This window comes from Kitasatospora sp. NPDC098652, assembly GCF_044760155.1.
Lineage (GTDB): Bacteria > Actinomycetota > Actinomycetes > Streptomycetales > Streptomycetaceae > Kitasatospora.
In genome coordinates, this window is record NZ_JBIWAQ010000020.1 from 99,424 (window position 1) to 115,967 (window position 16,544).

Below are 16,544 nucleotides of genomic sequence, written 5' to 3' on the forward strand. Positions count from 1 at the left end.
GATCCACCCGGAGGGCATGCTCCAGCGCCGCAGCGCCGAGCACTGGGCCGGGCGCCTCTACATGCGGAAGATCTCGTTGCGGATCACCCGCGTGCTGTCCACCATGACGGCGATCACGCCCAACGGCCTGACCTACCTGATGATGTTCACCGGCATCCTGGCCGGCGCCGCCCTGGTCGTACCGGGCATCACCGGCGCCGTCCTGGGCGCCCTGCTGATCCAGGTCTACCTGCTGCTGGACTGCGTGGACGGCGAGGTGGCCCGCTGGCGCCGGCAGACCTCGCTCACCGGCGTCTACCTGGACCGGGTCGGCCACTACATGTCCGAGGCGGCCCTGCTGACCGGTCTCGGCCTGCGCGCCACCGACCTGCTGCACCGCGAGGGCGGCGGCTCGCACTGGGAGTGGGCGTTCCTGGGCACGCTGGCCGCGCTCGGCGCGATCCTGATCAAGTCCGAGACGGACCTGGTGGACGTGGCCCGGGCCCGCAGCGGCCTGACGGCCGTCGAGGACAGCGCCTCGGTGCCGCGGTCCGCCTCGGTGGCCAAGGCCCGCCGGGCCGCCTCGCTGCTCAAGTTCCACCGCCTGGTCGGCGCGGTCGAGGCCTCGCTGTTCATCCTGGCGGCCGGGATCGCCGACGCGGTGCACGGCGGACTGTTCTTCACCCGGATCGCGGTCGTGGTGCTGGCGGCGATCGCCATGCTGCAGACCGTGCTGCACCTGCTGAGCATCGTCCTTTCGAGCAGGCTCCGATGACCACCTCCACCACCACCACCGCGGAGGACTTCCGCCTCGGCGTCGTGATCATCACCATGGGCAACCGGCCCGCCGAGCTCAACGCCCTGATCGAGTCCGTCCGTGCCCAGGAGGGCCCGGAGGTCGAGTTCGCCGTGGTCGGCCAGGGCGCGAAGCTGCCCCCGCTGCCGGCCGGTGTGCGCACCGTCGAGCTGCCGGAGAACCTGGGCATCCCGGGCGGGCGCAACGTCGGCATCGAGCTGTTCGGGCCGGACGGCCGGGAGGTGGACGCCGTCCTCTTCCTGGACGACGACGGCCTGCTGCCGCGCACCGACTCCGCCCGCCTGCTGCGCGAGGCCTTCACCGCCGACCCGGAGCTGGGCATCGTGTCCTTCCGGATCGAGGACCCGGACACCGGCGTCACCCAGCGCCGGCACGTCCCCCGGCTGCGCGCCAGCGACCCGATGCGCTCCTCCCGGGTGACCACCTTCCTGGGCGGCGCGAGCGCCGTGCGCTGCAAGGTGTTCGAGCAGGCCGGGCAGCTGCCGGCCGAGTTCTTCTACGCCCACGAGGAGACCGACCTCGCGTGGCGCGCCCTGGACGCCGGCTGGGCCATCGACTACCGGGCGGACGTGGTGCTGCACCACCCCGCGACCTCGCCGGCCCGGCACGCCGCCTACTTCCACAACGTGGCCCGTAACAGGGTCTGGCTCGCGAGGCGGAACCTTCCGGCCCCGTTGGTGCCTCTCTATCTGGGAACCTGGTTTCTGCTGACCCTGGCCCGACGTCCCTCCGCGGAGGGGTTGAAGGCCTGGCTGAGCGGATTCCGGGCGGGTTTGCGCGAACCCTGCGGTCCGCGCAAGCCCATGCGATGGCGTACCGTCTGGCGACTGACCAGGATGGGACGTCCTCCGATCATCTGATTGGATCAGGTGATCGATCGCCACGGCCGGTGACCACACACCGGCCGGAATCCCCCCGTGATCCCAGTGGATCCCCATCGGCGCAAGGCCGGCGGACCCCCGCCGACCGGCCGCCCCGACAGATCCCGCGCGAAGGACGAATGTGTCGACAGTGAGTGAACCCGTCAGCCTCTCAGCCCCGAGGGGGGCGGACGCGGGCCTGACCCCCAAGCAGCTTGCGGACAAGTACGGTCTGTCGGTGAGCGGTGCCCGGCCCGGGCTGCTCGCCTACACCAAGCAGCTCTGGGCCCGGCGCCACTTCATCTGGGCCTTCGCCACCGCCCGCCTGGTGGCCCAGTACACCGACGCCAAGCTGGGCCAGCTGTGGCAGGTCGTGACCCCGCTGCTCAACTGCGGCGTGTTCTACCTGGTCTTCGGCGTCATCCTGGAGAACAAGGACGGCTTCCCGCCGCACACCTACATCGCCTGGCTCTGCATCGGCGTCTTCATCTTCCAGTTCACCCAGAACGCGGTGCAGTCCGGCACCCGGGCGATCTCCGACAACCTCGGCCTGATCCGCGCCCTGCACTTCCCGCGCGCCAGCCTGCCGATCGCCTTCACCGTGATCCAGCTCCAGCAGCTGCTGATCTCGACGGTCGTGCTGGTGGTCACCGTGCTGGCCGCCGGCATCACCCCGGGCAAGACCTGGCTGCTGATCATCCCGGCGCTGCTCCTGCAGACGCTGTTCAACACCGGCGTCTCGCTGATCTTCGCCCGGATCGGCGCCAAGACCAGTGACATCTCCCAGCTGATCCCGTTCGTGATGCGGGCCTGGATGTTCCTGTCCGGCGTGATGTTCAGCATCCAGGACCGGGTCCACAAGTGGCCGCACTACATCCAGGTGATCTGCAACATCAACCCGGCCTCGGTCTACATGGACCTGCTCCGGCACGCCTTCGCGCCGATCATCTACAACAAGCACCAGCCCGCGCACCAGTCGCTGCCGCCGCACCAGTGGACGTACGGCATCGCCTGGGCGGTCGGGATGTTCGTCATCGGATACGTCTTCTTCTGGAAGGCCGAGGAGGAGTACGGCCGTGGCTGACACCGACCTGAGCAAGCGCGACGCCGTCCCGGCCACGAGCGTGGCCCGCGAGCCCACCGTCGTCGTCGACGACGTGCACATCGTCTACCGGGTGCACGGCGCCGGCTCCGGCAAGGGCAGCGCCACCTCGGCGCTGAGCCGCATCATCAGCCGCAAGCGCGCCGCCGGCGTGCGCGAGGTGCACGCGGTCAAGGGCATCAGCTTCACCGCGTACAAGGGTGAGGCGGTCGGCCTGATCGGCTCCAACGGCTCCGGCAAGTCGACCATGCTGGCCGCCATCGCGGGCCTGCTGCCGACCGAGAAGGGCGGCATCTACACCAACGGCCAGCCCTCGCTGCTGGGCGTCAACGCGGCCCTGATGAACGAGCTCACCGGTGAGCGCAACGTCGTCCTGGGCTGCCTGGCGATGGGGATGTCCCCGGCCGACGTGCGGGCGCGCTACCAGGACATCGTCGAGTTCTCCGGGATCAACGACAAGGGCGACTTCATCTCCCTGCCGATGCGCACCTACTCCTCCGGCATGGGCGCCCGGCTGCGCTTCTCCATCGCCGCCGCCAAGACCCACGACGTGCTGCTGATCGACGAGGCGCTGGCCACCGGTGACCAGGCCTTCCAGCAGCGCAGCAAGAAGCGCATCGACGAGCTGCGCGGCTCGGCCGGTACGGTCTTCCTGGTCAGCCACGACAACAACTCGATCCGCGAGGTCTGCGAGCGGACCATCTGGATCGAGGCCGGCGAGCTGGTCATGGACGGTCCGACCGAGGAGGTCGTCGGCCGGTACGAGCGCGGCGAGCGCCTGTAACGCCCCCGCCGCCGCAGCGCCTGGCACCGAAGGGCCGGCCCCGGAACACTCCGGGGCCGGCCCTTCGGCGTGCGCCGCTCCCCCGGGTGGCCCGCCGCCGCGGGGGTGAGCGCCACCGTGCGCCGGGCGGGGCGCTCTTCTCGGGCGCGGCGCGTGGTGTCAGGCTGGGGGCGCGGGGGCGGTGTGCCTTGCGTGACGCCCGCGCTCGGACGCGTGTCCGAGTCGGACCGGTGGTACCGAGCGGTGTAGAACGGGGGAGTGACTGCAGTGTCGGCTTCGGCCCAGCCCAGAGATACGCCGGTGAACCCTTCCACGGGACAGACCCTGGAGAAGGCGGGTGCGGAGAACTTCCCGGTCGCCCCCTTCTTCCTGCCCGCGGCCTGGCGCGCTGACCTGATGACGGTCTACGGCTTCGCCCGGCTGGTCGACGACGCCGGCGACGGCGACCTGGCCGATCCGGCCGCCACCGCGGCCCTGCTCGGGATCGAGCAGCGGCCCCCCGTCACTCCTTCGGCCCAGCCCGGCCCGCCGAGCCCGGCGGAGGTCTCCTTCCGGCTCGCGCTGCTCGACGGACTGGAGCGCGACCTCGACCGGGTGTTCGAGACCGCGCTGCGCCACGCCGGCGCCGAGCCGCCCCGGCACCCGCTGCTGGGCCCCCTCGTCCCGCTGGTCGACCGGCACGGCCTGACGCCCGAGCCGTTCCGCCGTCTGATCGAGGCCAACCGGGTGGACCAGACCACCGCCCGCTACGCCACCTACGACGACCTGGTCGGCTACTGCACGCTCTCCGCCGACCCGGTCGGCCGCCTGGTGCTGTCCATCGCGGGCGTCTCCACCCCCGAGCGGATCGCCCTCTCGGACGCCGTCTGCACCGCCCTCCAGCTGGTCGAACACCTCCAGGACGTGGCCGAGGACCTCTCCCACGGCCGGATCTACCTCCCCGCCGAGGACCTGGAACGCTTCGGCGTCACCGAGGAGGAGCTCGCCGAGCCCACCGCGACCGGTGCGGTCCGGGAACTGATCGCCTTCGAGGCCGAACGGGCCCGCACCCTGCTCGACCGCGGCGCACCATTGGTAGGTACGGTTCGGGGGAGGCTTCGACTGCTCCTGGCGGGATTCACCGCAGGCGGCTACGCGGCCCTGGCGGCCGTCGAGGACGCCGGGTACGACGTGCTCGCCCGGCAGGCGAAGCCGGACAAGCGCCGCCTCGCAGCGAAGGCGGCGGCCATCTTCGCGAAGGGAAGGTGAACGCCCGAGTGGCGGCATCACCACTGGCGTCGGCCCCGGTCATGGCGGCGTACCGGTACTGCGAGGCAGTCACCGGACTGCAGGCACGCAACTTCAGCTACGGCATCCGCCTGCTGCCCGAGCCCAAGCGACTGGCCATGTCGGCCCTGTACGCGCTGGCCCGCCGGGTGGACGACATCGGCGACGGCGACCTCCCGGCCGACCGCAAGGCCGAGGCCCTGGTGCGCACCCGGGAGCTGGTGGACGAGGTCCGCTCCGGGGCGGTCGCCGAGGACGACACCGACCCGATCAAGGTCGCCCTGGCCGACGCGGCCCGGCGCTTCCCGATCCCGCTCGGCGGCTTCGACGAGCTGATCGACGGCGTGGAGATGGACCTCAAGGGCGCCGAGTACCAGACCTACGAGGAGCTCAAGGTCTACTGCCGCTGCGTGGCCGGCGCCATCGGCCGGCTCTCGCTGGGCGTCTACGGCTGCGAGGACCCGGAGCGCGGGGCGCAGTACGCGGATACCCTGGGCCTGGCCCTGCAGCTCACCAACATCCTGCGCGACCTGCGCGAGGACGCCCTGACCGGCCGCACCTACCTGCCCACCGAGGACCTGGTCCGGTTCGGCTGCGAGCAGGGCTTCGCGCTGCCCAGGCCGCCGGTCGGCGCCGACTTCACCGGGCTGGTGGCCTTCGAGGCCGCCCGGGCCCAGGCCGCCTTCGAGGAGGGCCTGCGGCTGCTGCCCCTGCTCGACCGCCGCAGCCGCGCCTGCACCGCCGCGATGGCCGGGATCTACCACCGGCTGCTCGGCCGGATCGCCGCCGATCCGGAGTCGGTGCTGCGCGGCAGGGTGTCGCTCCCGGGCTGGGAGAAGGCGTATGTGGCGCTTTCCGGGCTCGCCGGGGGGCGTTCTTGATTCTCGCCACGGTTCTGTCACGCTGTGTCAGCGGGGAATCACATCAGGGTGGCGCCGTGTTGACCACGGTGCCGTCCACGACGGTGCCAGCCGTGAGCGCGCCGGCGACAGCGACCGTCGCCGGGCGGTCCGGCGACTGCGAGGGGGAGGGCCGATGACCGGGCGAGCCGATGCCGCGCGCCCGGCTGCCGTCGTGGTCGGCGGCGGCCTGGCCGGGATCACCACCGCCCTGCGGCTGGCCGAGGCCGGCCACCGGGTCACCCTCGCCGAAGGGCGTCCCCGGCTCGGCGGCCTGGCCTTCTCCTTCCAGCGCGGCGACCTGACCGTCGACAACGGCCAGCACGTCTTCCTGCGCTGCTGCACCGCCTACCGCGGGCTGCTGGAGCGCCTGGGCGCCACCCGGATGACCCACCTCCAGGACCGGCTGGACGTCCCGGTGCTCTCCGTCACCGGCCCTGCCGGGGCCCCGGTGCGCACCCTCGGCCGACTGCGGCGGGCCGGTCTGCCCGTCCCGCTTCACCTGGCCGGCAGCCTGGCCCGCTACCCGCACCTGTCCCCGGCCGACCGCGCCCGGGTGGTCCGCGGCGCGCTCGCCCTCAAGGGCCTGGACCTCGCCGACCCGGCGCTGGACGGGCTCTCCTTCGGCGAGTGGCTGCGCCGCAACGGGCAGAACGCCGCCACCACGGCCGCGCTCTGGGACCTGGTCGGCGTCGCCACCCTGAACGCCCGGGCCGACCAGGTGTCCCTGGCGCTCGCCGCGATGGTCTTCAAGACCGGGCTGCTCTCCGACCCGGGGGCGTCCGACATCGGCATCGCCGCCGTCCCGCTCGGCGTGATCCACCACGACCGGGCGCTCGCGGAGCTGGAACGCGCCGGCGTGCGGGTGCTGCTGCGCGCCCGCGTCGCGGAGCTCAAGCCGGCCGCGCCCCAGCACGCCCTCCGGCTGGAGGGCGGCCGACCGGGGGACGGCGAGCTGCTCACCGCCGACACCGTGGTGCTGGCCGGCGCCCAGGACACCGCCGCCGCCCTGCTGCCGCCGGGCGCCGTCCCCCACCGGCTGGAGGACCTCGGCACCACGCCGATCCTCAACGTGCACGTGGTCTACGACCGCAAGGTGCTGCGCCGGCCGTTCTTCGCCGCGCTCGACAGCCCGGTCCAGTGGGTCTTCGACCGCACCACCCACTCCGGCCTGGCCGGTACCCCGATCGGACGCGCCCACCCCGGCGCCCAGTACCTGGCGCTGTCCCAGTCGGCCGTCCAGGACGAGATCGACCTGCCGGTCGCCGAACTGCGCGACCGCTACCTGCCCGAGCTGGCCCGGCTGCTGCCGGCCGCCGCCGACGCCGAGGTGCTGGACTTCTTCGTCACCCGGGAGCGCACCGCGACCTTCGACGGGGCGCCCGGCAGTGCCGCACTGCGGCCCGGGGCCGTGACCGGCGTCCCCGGCCTGCTGCTGGCCGGTGCGTGGACCGCCACCGGCTGGCCCGCGACCATGGAGGGCGCGGTGCGCAGCGGTCACGCCGCCGCCGACGCGGTGCTCGCCGCGGCCGGTGCCAGGGTGCCGGTGGACCGGGGCGACGGGCGGTGGCCCAGGTGACGGCGGGGCCCGCCGCCGGAGAGCCCGCCAGAGCCGACGGGCGTACCGTCGGCCCCATCGGCTCCATCGGCCGCGCCGACACCGATCGCCGCGACACCGATCGCCGCGACACCGATCGCCTCGACACCGCCAGCTTCGACACCAGCCGCACCGACAGTACCCGGCCGCCCCGTGCGGTCCGGCACCACGAGGGAGAGGGAACGCACGTGGAGTCACGCACCGGCATCGCCGTCGGAGGCACGGCGCACGCCGAACCGGTCTCGGTGCCGGAGCTGCTGGCCCGCAGCCGGACGCTCTGCGCCCCGCCGCTCCGGGCCACCGTCGCCCGTCTGGCCGCACCGATGGACACCGTCGCCGCCTACCACTTCGGCTGGATCGACCGGGACGGTACCCCGGTGGAGGGCGACGGCGGCAAGGCCGTGCGCCCCGCGCTGGCCCTGCTGTCCGCCCGGGCGGCCGGTGCGGCGCCCGAGGTCGGGGTGCCCGGCGGAGTGGCCGTTGAACTGGTGCACAACTTCTCCCTGCTCCATGATGATCTGATGGACGGTGACGAGACCCGGCGGCACCGGGCCACCGCCTGGACGGTCTTCGGCCCGGCCCAGGCGATCCTGGTCGGCGACGCCCTGGCGACGCTCGGCACGGAGGTGCTGCTCGACGCCGGGGTGACCGGTGGCGCGAGCCCCGCCGACGCCGCGCGCGCCGTCCGGCTGCTCACCACCGCGACCCGCAGACTGATCGACGGCCAGGCCATGGACGTCGCCTTCGAACAGCGCGACAGCGTCACCGTCGCCGAGTGCCTGGAGATGGAGGGCGGCAAGACGGCGGCCCTGCTGGCCGCCGCCTCGGCGATCGGCGCCGTCCTGGCCGGGGCCGACGACGAGGTCTCCGACGCCCTCCAGCGCTACGGCCACCACCTGGGCCTGGCCTTCCAGGCGGTGGACGACCTGCTCGGCATCTGGGGCGCGACCGAGGTCACCGGCAAGCCGCACTGGGGCGACCTGCGCCAGCGCAAGAAGTCGCTGCCGGTCGCCGCCGCGCTCGCCGAGGGCGGCGCCGCCTCGCGCCGGCTGGCCGAGCAGCTCGCGGACCCGAAGGGCCGGGGCGAGGAGGGCGAGCCCGAGCTCGCCGCCCGGGCCGCGCTGATCGAGGCGGCCGGCGGCCGGGCCTGGACCCAGGAGGAGGCCCGCCGCCAGCACACGACTGCCCTCGCCGCCCTGGACGAGGTGCCCATGTCCGACGAGGTGCGCGAGCACTTCGTCGCACTCGCCGAATTCGTGGTGGTACGAGAGAGGTGACGTTACGTTGACAGCAACCGCGGACGGCCGGCTCGACCCTGAGTACGATTCCGAGCCGGTCGCGGTGGGCGACCGCCCCCCGACCCTGCTGGGCGCGGGGCGGTGGCAGCCCGAGGACACCGACCGGCCCCGGCCGGCCGGTGAGGCGGACCGGCAGCCCGGCGACGTGCGCGAGGCCCTCGCGCGCGCCACCACCCACCTGCTCTCGCTGCAGTCCTCCGAGGGCTGGTGGAAGGGCGACCTGGAGACCAACGTCACCATGGACGCCGAGGACCTGCTGCTCCGCCAGTTCCTGGGCATCAGGACGGAGGAGCAGACCCGGGCCACCGCCGAGTGGATCCGCTCCCAGCAGCGGGAGGACGGCACCTGGGCCACCTTCCACGGCGGACCGCCCGAACTCTCCACCACCGTCGAGGCCTATGTCGCCCTCAAGCTCGCCGGCGACGACCCGGAGGCCCCGCACATGCTGGCCGCCGCGCGCTACGTCCGCTCCGCCGGGGGCATCGCGGCCGCCCGGGTGTTCACCCGGATCTGGCTCGCGCTCTTCGGCTGGTGGCCCTGGGACCGGCTGCCCGAGATGCCGCCCGAGATCATCTTCCTGCCCAAGTGGCTGCCGCTGAACATCTACGCCTTCGGCTGCTGGGCCCGGCAGACCATCGTCCCGCTGACCGTGGTCTCCTCGCACCGCCCGGTCCGTCCGGCCCCCTTCGCGATCACCGAGCTGCACACCGACCCGGACCACCCGTACCCGGAGCGGCCGCTCGCCCCCGCCACCAGCTGGGACGGCCTGTTCGCGCGCCTCGACAAGCTGCTGCACGCCTACCACCGCCGGGCCTTCCGGCCGCTGCGCCGGCTCGCCGTCGCCCAGGCCTGCCGCTGGATCGTCGAACGGCAGGAGGCCGACGGCTGCTGGGGCGGCATCCAGCCGCCCGCCGTCTACTCGCTGATCGCCCTGCACCTGGAGGGCTACGAGCTGGAGCACCCGGTGATGAAGGCCGGGCTCTCCTCCTTCGACCGCTTCACCGTGCACACCGAGGACGGCATGCGCTGGATGGAGGCCTGCCAGTCCCCGGTCTGGGACACCTGCCTGGCCACCATCGCGCTGGTCGACGCCGGGGTGCCGGCCGACCACCCGGCACTGGTCTCCGCCGTCGACTGGATGCTCGGCGAGGAGATCCGCAAGCGCGGCGACTGGTCCGTCCAGCGGCCCACCCTGCCGGCCGGCGGCTGGGCCTTCGAGTTCGAGAACGACACCTACCCCGACATCGACGACACCGCCGAGGTGGTGCTGGCGCTGCGCCGGGTCGCCCACCCCGACCAGGCCAAGGTCGACGCGGCGGTGGAACGGGGCGTGCTGTGGAACCTCGGCATGCAGTCCAAGAACGGTGCCTGGGGCGCCTTCGACGTCGACAACACCAGCCTGCTGCCGAACAAGCTGCCGTTCTGCGACTTCGGCGAGGTGGTCGACCCGCCGTCCGCGGACGTCACCGCCCACGTGGTGGAGATGCTCGCCGAGACCGGCCGGGCCCGGGACCCGCGCACCCGCCGCGGCATCGAGTGGCTGCTGCGCGACCAGGAGGCGGACGGCTCCTGGTTCGGCCGCTGGGGCACCAACTACATCTACGGCACCGGCTCGGTGCTGCCCGCCCTGGTCGCGGCCGGCGTCCCGGACGAGCACCCGGCGATCCGCCGGGCGGTGCGCTGGCTGGAGGACCGGCAGAACGCCGACGGCGGCTGGGGCGAGGACATGCGCTCCTACGACGACCCGGCGCGCTGGGCCGGGCGCGGCGACTCCACCGCCTCGCAGACCGCGTGGGCGCTGATGGCGCTGCTCGCGGCGGGCGAGGGCCCGCAGGGCCGGGCCAACCCGGCGGTGGAGCGCGGGGTCGAGTGGCTGGTGCGCACCCAGCTGCCCGAGGGCACCTGGGACGAGCCGCAGTTCACCGGCACCGGCTTCCCGTGGGACTTCTCCATCAACTACCACCTGTACCGGCTGGTCTTCCCGGTCACCGCGCTCGGCCGCTACCTCAACGGCAGCCCCGGGATGGTGCGGCCGGGCGGCACGCCGGCGATCGGGGCGAACCGGTGACCACCGCCCCGCTGCTGGTGCTCTGCGCGCTGGGCCCAGAGGTGTGGGCCCTGCGCGGCGGCGACTGGCGCGGCTCGGCCGGCGGGCCCCCGGCGCTGGTGCGCACCGGGGTCGGCCGGCGGCGCGCCGGGACTGCCGTGCGGCGACTGCTCGGCTCCGCCCCGGGCGGCTACGGCGCGGTCGTGGTGGCCGGCTTCGGTGCCGCGGTCGGGCCGGGCGTGGCGCCGGGCGATGTGGTGGCCGCGGACGGCGTGCGCGACGCCGAGGGCCACCTCTACCCCGTCGACTCCGGGCCGGAGCTGGCCCGGGCGCTCAAGGAACACGGCCTGACCGCGCACACCGGGGTGCACCACACCGCCGACCACGTGGTGCGCGGCATCGAGCGGCGCGCCCTGCACGTCCAGGGGGCGCTCGCCGTCGACATGGAGGCCGCCGCCGTGCTGGCCGCACTGCGGGAGGTGCGCCCGGCGCTGCCGGTGGCCGTGCTGCGGGTGGTGGTGGACACCCCCGAGCACGAGCTGCTGCGGCCGGGCACGCTCCCGGCCGGGGTGCGCGCCTGGCGGACCCTGCGGGCGACGGTACCCGCCCTGGTCGACTGGTACCGGCAGGAGCTCGACACCCGCTCCGCAGTCCTGAACCACCCCACATCCTCGACGCTCCCCCAGGAGGCGAGCTAGCCATGGCCATGCCGTTGCGCCAGACCGTGCGGGTCGGCACCTACCTGATGCAGCAGAAGCTGCTCAAGCGAAGGGACAAGTTTCCGCTGATCGTCGAGCTGGAACCGCTGTTCGCCTGCAACCTCGCCTGCGAGGGCTGCGGCAAGATCCAGCACCCGGCGGGCGTGCTCAAGCAGCGGATGCCGGTCGCCCAGGCGGTCGGCGCGGTCCTGGAGTCGGGTGCCCCGATGGTCTCGATCGCCGGCGGTGAGCCGCTGATGCACCCGCAGATCGACGAGATCGTCCGACAGCTGGTCGAGCGCCGCAAGTACGTCTTCCTCTGCACCAACGCGCTGCTGATGCGCAAGAAGATGGACAAGTTCAAGCCCTCGCCGTACTTCACCTTCGCGGTGCACATCGACGGGCTGCGCGAGCGGCACGACGAGTCGGTGGCCAAGGAGGGCACCTTCGACGAGGCAGTGGCGGCGATCAAGGAGGCCAAGCGGCGCGGCTTCCGGGTCACCACCAACAGCACCTTCTTCAACACCGACACCCCGCAGACCGTCATCGACGTCCTGGACTTCCTGAACGACGAGCTCAAGGTCGACGAGATGATGATCTCCCCGGCCTACGCCTACGAGAAGGCCCCCGACCAGGAGCACTTCCTCGGCGTCGAGCAGACCAGGGAGCTCTTCCGCAAAGCCTTCGCCGGCGGCAACCGCAAGCGGTGGCGCCTCAACCACAGCCCGCTCTTCCTGGACTTCCTGGAGGGCAAGGCCGACTTCGAGTGCACCCCCTGGGGCATCCCCAACTACTCGCTGTTCGGCTGGCAGCGGCCCTGCTACCTGATGGCCGACGGCTACGTGCCCACCTACCGCGAGCTGGTGGAGAAGACCGACTGGAGCAAGTACGGGCGCGGCAAGGACCCGCGCTGCGAGAACTGCATGGCCCACTGCGGCTACGAGCCGACCGCCGTCCTGGCCACCATGGGCTCGCTCCAGCAGTCGCTGCGCGCCATCACCGAGACCGTCAGCTCCAACCGGGGGCGCTGAACCCGGGCCGGGCCGCCCGGCACCGCAGCCGTCCCGCGTCCTGAGCTCCCGTCCGGCCCGGGCCGTCGTGCCCGGGCCGGCCCCGCCCCCGGTGGGCGGAGGCACCACCGCACCGCTCCGAGTCGTGAGGTGTACCCATGTCACTGCTCTCCCGCGTCACGTCCCCGGCCGAGCTACGCAAGCTCGCGGCCGCCGAACTGCCGCTGCTCGCCGACGAGATCCGAGACTTCCTGATCGACGCCGTCACCCGCACCGGCGGCCACCTCGGGCCCAACCTCGGCGTGGTGGAGCTGACCATCGCGCTGCACCGGGTCTTCGACTCGCCCTACGACCGGATCGTCTTCGACACCGGCCACCAGAGCTACGTCCACAAGCTGCTCACCGGCCGGCAGGACTTCTCCAGGCTGCGGATGAAGGGCGGCCTGTCCGGCTACCCCTCCCGGGCGGAGTCCGAGCACGACCTGGTGGAGAACTCGCACGCCTCCACCGCGCTCTCCTACGCCGACGGGCTCGCCAAGGCCGCCCAGCTGCTCGGCCAGCACGACCGGCACACCGTCGCGGTGATCGGTGACGGCGCGCTCACCGGCGGGCTCGCCTGGGAGGCGCTGAACAACATCGCCGAGGCCCGCGACCGGCCGCTGGTCATCGTCGTCAACGACAACGAGCGCTCCTACGCCAGGACCGTCGGCGGACTGGCCCACCACCTGGCCACCCTGCGCACCACCCAGGGCTACGAGCGCTTCCTCGCGCTCGGCAAGGAGGCGCTGCAGCGCACCCCGCTGGTCGGCCAGCCGATCTTCGACGCGCTGCACGGCGCCAAGAAGGGCTTCAAGGACGCCTTCGCCCCGCAGGGCATGTTCGAGGACCTCGGGCTCAAGTACCTCGGTCCGATCGACGGCCACGACCTGGGCGCGGTCGAGCAGGCGCTGCGGCAGGCCCGGAACTTCGGCGGCCCGGTGATCGTGCACTGCCTGACCGTCAAGGGGCGCGGCTACCGGCCCGCCGAACAGGACGAGGCGGACCGCTTCCACGCCGTCAACCCGATCGACCCGTACACCTGCCTGCCGATCTCGCCCAGCGCCGGGGTCTCCTGGACCTCGGTGTTCGGCGAGGAACTGCTCGCGCTCGGCGCCGAGCGGCCCGACCTGGTGGCGATCACCGCGGCGATGCTCCAGCCGGTCGGGCTGGCGCCGTTCGCCAAGGCGTACCCGGACCGGACCTTCGACGTCGGGATCGCCGAGCAGCACGCCGTCACCAGCGCGGCGGGGCTGGCCACCGGCGGGCTGCACCCGGTGGTGGCGGTCTACGCGACCTTCCTGAACCGGGCCTTCGACCAGGTCCTGATGGACGTCGCGCTGCACCGGCTGGGCGTCACCTTCGTGCTCGACCGCTCCGGGGTCACCGGTTCGGACGGCGCCTCGCACAACGGCATGTGGGACCTGTCGGTGCTCCAGGTCGTCCCCGGGCTGCGGCTGGCCGCGCCGCGCGACGCCGAGCAGTTGCGGGCCCAGCTGCGGGAGGCCGTCGAGGTCGAGGACGCGCCGACCGTGGTCCGCTTCCCCAAGGGCAACGTCGGGCCGGTCGTCGAGGCGGTCGAACGGATCGGCGGGACGGACGTGCTGCTGCGCACCGGACCGGCACCGGAGATCCTGCTGGTGGCCGTCGGCGTCACCGCCTCCGCCTGCCTGGACGCCGCCCGGCTGCTGCTCGCCGAGGGCTTCACCGCGACCGTGGTCGACCCGCGCTGGGTCAAGCCGGTCGACCCGGCCCTGGCCGGCCTCGCCGCCGCCCACCGGCTGGTGGTCACCGTCGAGGACGGCGGCCGCACCGGCGGCGTCGGTTCGGCCGTCGCCCAGGCGCTGCGCGACGCCGACGTGGACGTCCCGGTGCGGGTGCTCGGCCTGCCGCAGGAGTTCCTCGGCCACGCCGCCCGCGGCGAGATCCTGGAGGAGACCGGCCTGACCGGCACCGGGGTCGCGGCCCAGACCGCCGTCTTCGCCAAGAACCTGCTACCGACCCGAGGAGCGAACCCGCGCCATGCCGGCTGACCCCGACCGCCCCGCCTTCGACCTCGCCGCCCTCCTCGCCGAACGCGGCGGTGAGCGTTACGAGTTGCACAGCCGCCACCTCAACCCGCAGCTGCCGCGGATGCTCCGCACGATCGGCTTCGACAAGTACTACGAGCGCGCGCAGGGCCAATATTTCTACGACGCCGAGGGCAACGAGTACCTGGACATGCTGGCCGGCTTCGGCATCTTCGCGCTCGGCCGGCACCACCCGACGGTGCGTTCGGCGGTCCAGCAGGTGATGGACCTGGACCTGCCGGACCTGGTCCGCTTCGACTGCTCGCCGCTGCCCGGGCTGCTGGCCGAGCAGCTGCTCTCGTACGCGCCTGGACTGGACCGGGTGTTCTTCGGCAACAGCGGCACCGAGGCGGTGGAGACCGCGTTGAAGTTCGCCCGGTACGCCACCGGCCGCCGGCGCGTCCTCTACGCCGACCACGCCTTCCACGGGCTGACCACCGGCTCGCTGTCCGTCAACGGGGAGAGCGGCTTCCGCAAGGGCTTCGACCCGCTGCTGCCGGACACCGCCATCCCGCTCGGCGACATCGGGGCGCTGGCCAAGGAGTTGAAGCGCGGGGACGTCGCGGCGCTGATCGTCGAGCCGATCCAGGGCAAGGGCGTCCAGGCGCCGCCGCCCGGCTGGCTGCGGGCGGCCCAGGCGCTGCTGCACGAGCACAAGGCGCTGCTGATCTGCGACGAGGTGCAGACCGGGATCGGCCGCACCGGCGAGTTCTTCGCCTACCAGCACGAGGAGGGCGTGCTGCCGGACCTGGTGTGCGCGGCCAAGGCGCTCTCCGGCGGGTACGTGCCGGTCGGGGCCACACTCGGCAAGAGCTGGATCTTCGAGAAGGTGTACTCCTCGATGGACCGGGTGCTGGTGCACTCGGCGAGCTTCGGGTCCAACGCCCAGGCGATGGCGGCCGGGCTGGCGACCCTGGAGGTGATGCGCGAGGAGAAGGTGGTGGAGAACGCCCGGCAGGTCGGCGACCGGTTCCGCGAGCGGCTGACGGCGCTGATCGACCGGTACGAGCTGCTCGCCGAGGTGCGTGGCCGGGGGCTGATGATCGGCATCGAGTTCGGCCGGCCCAGGTCGTTGAAGCTGCGTACCGGGTGGACCGCCCTCCAGGCGGCGCGCAAGGGGCTGTTCGCGCAGATGGTGGTCGTCCCGCTGCTGCAGCGCCACCGGATCCTGACCCAGGTGTCCGGGGACCACCTGGAAGTCATCAAGCTGATCCCGCCGCTGATCATCACCGACCGGGACGTGGACCGGTTCGTCGACGCGTTCACCGAGATCATGGACGAGGCCCACCGGGGGAACGGCCTGATGTGGGACTTCGGCCGGACGCTGGTGAAGCAGGCGGTCGGCAACAGGTAGTGCGGCGCGGGGTGGGAGGTCGGGCGGAGTGGGAAGTCGCGCGGAGTGGGAAGTCGGCCGGGCCGACTTCCCACTCCGTGGGAGACACCGCGTCAGAGCTCGGTCCGGCGGCGCCGGACGACCACGACGAGATCGACGACGGCGAACAGGGTGATCAGCCCGAGGGCGATGGCGAAGCCGGTCAGGGTGCCCCGGCTGGGGGCGCCGTCCACCGGGGAGGAGGCCGCCCAGAACGCGAAGCCGACCGTCCCCAGGGCGAACAGCGGGGTGAAGGTCAGCGACAGCAGGTAGCGGAGCTTGAGGTCGCTGCGGGCGGTGGCCGGCTCGGTGCCGCTGCGCCACCGTCGCGGCGTCGTGGCACGCATGGGCGTTCACCTCCGGGCCGCGCGGGTGGGGGCTACGATTCCAGCGTACGTCCGAGGGGGAGAGCCGGGGAGGCGCTGTGACGGGTTCGGACGCCGTGGGGGCGGGCACGACGGGGGAGGACGCCGAGGGCTACGCGGGGCTGCGGATCGAGCGGGCCCGGGAGCTGGCCCGGCGGCACGGCTGGGCCTCGGTGCGGGTGCTGGAGCCGGGGCAGCTGATGACCATGGAGTATCGGGAGGGGCGGCTGAACCTCGCGGTGCGGGACGGTGTGGTCGAGCGCAGCTGGGAGGGGTAGCGTCCGCTCGCGGAGCGGGCGGAGCCGGCGGGAGTGACGGAGCCGGCGGGGGTGACGGGCGGCGGGG

The 16,544-nt window shown here is 73.1% G+C and carries 15 protein-coding genes; 14 read left to right on the forward strand and 1 reads right to left on the reverse strand.

Annotated features, from left to right (window positions below; genetic code table 11):
- The first annotated feature begins 16 nt into the window (after positions 1-16).
- The 13 genes from ACIQWA_RS32350 (at position 17) to ACIQWA_RS32410 (ending at position 15,816) form a co-directional block, all read left to right on the forward strand.
- Entirely contained in the window at positions 17-754 is a 738-nt protein-coding gene (locus tag ACIQWA_RS32350; RefSeq protein ID WP_360238876.1) for a CDP-alcohol phosphatidyltransferase family protein, read from the forward strand.
- Positions 751-1,656, forward strand: a complete 906-nt coding sequence (locus tag ACIQWA_RS32355; RefSeq protein WP_402488460.1) for a glycosyltransferase family 2 protein — start codon at positions 751-753, stop codon at positions 1,654-1,656. Before ACIQWA_RS32350 ends, ACIQWA_RS32355 begins: the two co-directional genes overlap by 4 nt.
- Before the next feature lie 142 nt (positions 1,657-1,798).
- A complete protein-coding gene (locus tag ACIQWA_RS32360) occupies positions 1,799-2,740 on the forward strand; it encodes an ABC transporter permease (RefSeq protein WP_360238803.1) in 942 nt (313 codons plus the stop codon).
- Positions 2,733-3,542 carry an ABC transporter ATP-binding protein gene (locus ACIQWA_RS32365; RefSeq protein ID WP_402488464.1) on the forward strand — a complete coding sequence of 270 codons (810 nt, stop codon included), beginning with the start codon at positions 2,733-2,735 and terminating at the stop codon, positions 3,540-3,542. Before ACIQWA_RS32360 ends, ACIQWA_RS32365 begins: the two co-directional genes overlap by 8 nt.
- A 300-nt stretch (positions 3,543-3,842) precedes the next feature.
- Positions 3,843-4,790, forward strand: a complete 948-nt coding sequence (gene hpnC, locus ACIQWA_RS32370) for a squalene synthase HpnC (protein ID WP_402488466.1) — start codon at positions 3,843-3,845, stop codon at positions 4,788-4,790.
- A 41-nt stretch (positions 4,791-4,831) separates the two neighbouring features.
- On the forward strand, positions 4,832-5,689 hold the full coding sequence (gene hpnD / locus ACIQWA_RS32375) for a presqualene diphosphate synthase HpnD (protein WP_360238874.1): 858 nt from the start codon (positions 4,832-4,834) through the stop codon (positions 5,687-5,689).
- 154 nt (positions 5,690-5,843) lie between these two features.
- A complete protein-coding gene (hpnE, locus tag ACIQWA_RS32380) occupies positions 5,844-7,286 on the forward strand; it encodes a hydroxysqualene dehydroxylase HpnE (RefSeq protein WP_360238797.1) in 1,443 nt (480 codons plus the stop codon).
- 206 nt (positions 7,287-7,492) lie between these two features.
- Positions 7,493-8,581, forward strand: a complete 1,089-nt coding sequence (locus ACIQWA_RS32385; protein ID WP_402488469.1) for a polyprenyl synthetase family protein — start codon at positions 7,493-7,495, stop codon at positions 8,579-8,581.
- Positions 8,582-8,588: 7 nt separating this feature from the next.
- Positions 8,589-10,670, forward strand: coding sequence for a squalene--hopene cyclase (gene shc / locus ACIQWA_RS32390; protein ID WP_402488471.1), 2,082 nt, complete (start codon positions 8,589-8,591; stop codon positions 10,668-10,670).
- A complete protein-coding gene (locus tag ACIQWA_RS32395) occupies positions 10,667-11,347 on the forward strand; it encodes a 1-hydroxy-2-methyl-2-butenyl 4-diphosphate reductase (protein WP_360238795.1) in 681 nt (226 codons plus the stop codon). The genes shc and ACIQWA_RS32395 overlap by 4 nt, the downstream gene beginning before the upstream one ends.
- Positions 11,348-11,349: 2 nt before the next feature.
- Positions 11,350-12,378 (forward strand): adenosyl-hopene transferase HpnH, encoded by a 1,029-nt coding sequence (gene hpnH / locus ACIQWA_RS32400; RefSeq protein WP_360238793.1) that lies wholly within the window; start codon positions 11,350-11,352, stop codon positions 12,376-12,378.
- Between the two features lie 137 nt (positions 12,379-12,515).
- Positions 12,516-14,426: a 1-deoxy-D-xylulose-5-phosphate synthase gene (dxs, locus tag ACIQWA_RS32405; RefSeq protein WP_402488475.1), complete on the forward strand. Its 1,911-nt coding sequence runs from the start codon at positions 12,516-12,518 to the stop codon at positions 14,424-14,426.
- Positions 14,416-15,816 (forward strand): aspartate aminotransferase family protein, encoded by a 1,401-nt coding sequence (locus ACIQWA_RS32410; protein WP_402488478.1) that lies wholly within the window; start codon positions 14,416-14,418, stop codon positions 15,814-15,816. Before dxs ends, ACIQWA_RS32410 begins: the two co-directional genes overlap by 11 nt.
- Before the next feature lie 92 nt (positions 15,817-15,908).
- On the opposite strand, the gene ACIQWA_RS32415 is transcribed toward ACIQWA_RS32410, so the two are convergent.
- Complete coding sequence (locus ACIQWA_RS32415; RefSeq protein ID WP_402488481.1) at positions 15,909-16,181, reverse strand: DUF6343 family protein; 273 nt, start codon at positions 16,179-16,181, stop codon at positions 15,909-15,911.
- A gap of 77 nt (positions 16,182-16,258) precedes the next feature.
- Here ACIQWA_RS32415 and ACIQWA_RS32420 point away from each other — a divergent pair, with 77 nt between their 5' ends.
- Positions 16,259-16,477, forward strand: coding sequence for an I78 family peptidase inhibitor (locus ACIQWA_RS32420; RefSeq protein ID WP_360238785.1), 219 nt, complete (start codon positions 16,259-16,261; stop codon positions 16,475-16,477).
- Positions 16,478-16,544 lie beyond the last annotated feature (67 nt).

Bases quoted from the DNA above. Each gene is read 5' to 3' on its own strand.
- ACIQWA_RS32415 (WP_402488481.1), bottom strand. From the start codon at position 16,181: ATGCGTGCCACGACGCCGCGACGGTGGCGCAGCGGCACCGAGCCGGCC.
- hpnE (WP_360238797.1), top strand. From the start codon at position 5,844: ATGACCGGGCGAGCCGATGCCGCGCGCCCGGCTGCCGTCGTGGTCGGC.
- hpnH (WP_360238793.1), top strand. From the start codon at position 11,350: ATGGCCATGCCGTTGCGCCAGACCGTGCGGGTCGGCACCTACCTGATG.
- ACIQWA_RS32350 (WP_360238876.1), top strand. From the start codon at position 17: ATGCTCCAGCGCCGCAGCGCCGAGCACTGGGCCGGGCGCCTCTACATG.
- dxs (WP_402488475.1), top strand. From the start codon at position 12,516: ATGTCACTGCTCTCCCGCGTCACGTCCCCGGCCGAGCTACGCAAGCTC.
- ACIQWA_RS32355 (WP_402488460.1), top strand. From the start codon at position 751: ATGACCACCTCCACCACCACCACCGCGGAGGACTTCCGCCTCGGCGTC.
- ACIQWA_RS32410 (WP_402488478.1), top strand. From the start codon at position 14,416: ATGCCGGCTGACCCCGACCGCCCCGCCTTCGACCTCGCCGCCCTCCTC.
- hpnD (WP_360238874.1), top strand. From the start codon at position 4,832: ATGGCGGCGTACCGGTACTGCGAGGCAGTCACCGGACTGCAGGCACGC.